The sequence below is a fragment of the Pseudoalteromonas sp. 0303 genome (genome assembly GCF_013349995.1).
In the GTDB taxonomy this organism is placed as follows: domain Bacteria; phylum Pseudomonadota; class Gammaproteobacteria; order Enterobacterales; family Alteromonadaceae; genus Pseudoalteromonas.
The window spans coordinates 1-1,219 of record NZ_JABVXF010000102.1; the positions used below are offsets into that span (position 1 = coordinate 1).

Annotated in this window: 1 protein-coding gene; it reads right to left on the minus strand. The window is 43.1% G+C overall.

The genetic code is table 11. The features are described from left to right. Window positions 1-30: 30 nt before the first annotated feature. Window positions 31-1,128 (minus strand): ISAs1 family transposase, encoded by a 1,098-nt coding sequence (locus tag HUS62_RS22300; protein WP_175081192.1) that lies wholly within the window; start codon window positions 1,126-1,128, stop codon window positions 31-33. Window positions 1,129-1,219: the final 91 nt, after the last annotated feature.

Below are 1,219 nucleotides of genomic sequence, written 5' to 3' on the forward strand. Positions count from 1 at the left end.
CAGGGTGAGAGCATACTTTGTTAACAAGTATTAACCAAAGATAAGCTCAGCCCTGAATTCATCGTCAAAACTAGCCCTAACACACTTACTGCGTATCGAGTCTTTACGGCCTTTGTGCTGTTTTACCAGGTTGCGAACAACCCGTCTGAACAGCGCCATATTCTCCGCCGAAATCGGCTCGCTTATCTGGCAAGCGTCTTCCTTAAAGACGACATCCAACACCCAGTGCTGCTGATTTTCTATGTGCCAATGATGGCGGATTGCTTTCTGCAACATCTGTGCATCTGGCTCGACAGAAGTAACATAAAAGTGCGTGTCTATTTTTATTATTGAGTCGGACTTATTGTGCCTTTCGACTGCGACCAACGAAGTAAGCCCTGGCCATTTTTCTTTTATCTCTTTAGGCAGTTTGTCTGCTTTTAGAGCGTAAGTGATCCGTGTTTCCTGACGTCCATGCCCATTGCTGGTTTGTACGTCCTCAGGCAAATCTCCCTCTTCTTCAAAAGCTTTTTCAAAACATGAAGCGACTGCTTTATAAAGCGTTTTCTGATTTGCTTTGACCTGAACCAAATAGTCCGCATCTCTTGAAGTCAGTGCTGAGAGTGTCGCTTTCTGACAATGTAGTGCATCTAGTGTGATGATAGAGTCTGAAATATCGAGCACATCTAATAAGGCCCTAACTGCTGGGATCTCGTTAGATTTACTTTCTACGGTACGCTGATACAAAGTTAAACCAGATTCACAATCAAAAGCGGACACCAAGTGTAAGTTATCCTCACGCTTTTTACTGGCACCACGCAGAGTTTTCCCATCAAATGCAATAATTGGCTTGTCAGATTGAGTTCGTTGCTCGTTAACCCAACTAAGCAGGGCCAAAATCAGAGAGTCAGTTTCCACTGTTTTAAGAATACGAGCAATACTATGTCGCGTTGGAATACCATGTTTAAATGCTCTGAACTGTCGGAGCCAAGACAGCTTGCTGTGTCCAAACACTTCGATATCTTTCCAGCCTTCACAACCAGATAAAACCGCCGAAATGATAAGAAATAAGACATCAGTAAGGTCATGATGTTGATTGATGAAAGAACGCTTATCTTCCACAAGTTCAAGGTGGCTAAATAACGACATAATTAACAAGTAGATAGTGACAATGTGGGCGTTATTAGATCAGAAAAGAGGCGGATGTTAAAGCCTTTTTACAAAGTGCGATCCCGCCGTG